Origin of the sequence: Pseudomonas carassii, assembly GCF_036324045.1 — a bacterium.
Taxonomy (GTDB): domain Bacteria; phylum Pseudomonadota; class Gammaproteobacteria; order Pseudomonadales; family Pseudomonadaceae; genus Aquipseudomonas; species Aquipseudomonas peradeniyensis.
The window spans coordinates 1-1,302 of sequence record NZ_JAZDCT010000092.1 but is presented as its reverse complement, the minus strand read 5'-3'; the positions used below and the strand labels follow the sequence as shown (position 1 = coordinate 1,302).

Here is a 1,302-nt window from a genome sequence, read left to right as displayed (position 1 = left end):
TCATGAGCACCGTGACACTGATCGGCATCGACATCGGCAAACATACCTTCCACCTGCATGCCCAGGACAAGTTCGGCAAAGAGGTATCGCGCAAGAAGTGCTCAAGGCTGCAGATGATGCGGTTTCTGGCCAATCATCCTTCCTGCACGGTGGTGATGGAGGCCTGTGCCGGTTCGCACTATCTGGCTCGAGAACTCACGGCGATGGGGCATGAAGCCAAGCTGATCTCGCCTCAGTTTGTTAAGCCTTTCGTCAAGAGCAACAAAAACGACTTCGTTGATGCGCAAGCCATCTGCGAAGCTGCTTCCCGGCCTTCCATGCGCTTTGTGATGCCAAAATCGCCTGAGCAGCAAACGCTCTCTGTTTCTCATCGGATGCGTGAATCATTGATCCGCGACCGAACCAAGACGGTGAACCAGATGCATGGGTTCCTGCTCGAATTCGGCGTCAGCCTGCCGACCGGACTGGCAGTGGTCAAACGCCTCGCTTCTGTGCTTGAAGAGCACGACTTGCCTGTACGTCTTGTCGCATTGTTGCAGCGGCTACATGAGCATTTCGTCTACCTGAGCGAGCAGATCAAGTTGTTGGACGAAGAGCTGGTGAGCCAGCTGACTGACGATGATCTGGGTAGTCGTTTGCTGAGTATTCCGTGTGTCGGACCGATCACCGCCAGCCTGCTGGCTGTGGAAATGGGCGATGGCCAGCAATACGGCAGTAGCCGGGACTTTGCGGCCTCTGTAGGTCTGGTGCCCCGTCAGTACAGTACCGGTGGCAGACAGAATTTGCTGGGGATTAGCAAGCGCGGCGACAAGAACCTTCGACGCTTGCTGGTGCAATGCGCACGGGTTTACCTGATGCGTTTGAAGTACCAGAAAGGCCCATTAGCCGATTGGGTGCGCTCACTGCTCGCTCGACGTCACTCCAACGTGGTGGCCTGCGCGTTGGCCAACAAACTGGCACGCATCGCTTGGGCCATTACCACTCGGCACACGCAATATAAAACGGAGCCAGGCGCCATGAACGCCTGACCCCGTAGTGCTGCACCGTGTTTCACCATCAGGTTTTGCGATAGCTGTACAACAGATGAAACAAACGGCCGATCGGCCTGACGATGATCCTGGGATCAAAAATGGCTCTTGGAAGCCGCTTACTTTTTAAGGATTGTCAGGTGCGAACGCTCATCGTGGCGCGGGCGGATACGAGCCCATCAGACGCCGGATAGATTTACGCAAGCCATCCATTTCATCTGATGAACAGTATTGCAGAAAACGGGGTGACCATAGATTTTGATCCTTCAAAAAG

Annotated in this window: 1 protein-coding gene; it reads left to right on the top strand. The window is 54.9% G+C overall.

From position 1 onward, the window contains the following. Positions 1–2: 2 nt before the first annotated feature. Complete coding sequence (locus tag V0R62_RS26685; protein WP_330105832.1) at positions 3–1,028, top strand: IS110 family RNA-guided transposase; 1,026 nt, start codon at positions 3–5, stop codon at positions 1,026–1,028. The last annotated feature ends 274 nt before the right edge of the window (positions 1,029–1,302 follow it).

Excerpts from the sequence above, each read along its gene's own strand:
- V0R62_RS26685 (WP_330105832.1), top strand. The coding sequence starts at position 3 with ATGAGCACCGTGACACTGATCGGCATCGACATCGGCAAACATACCTTC.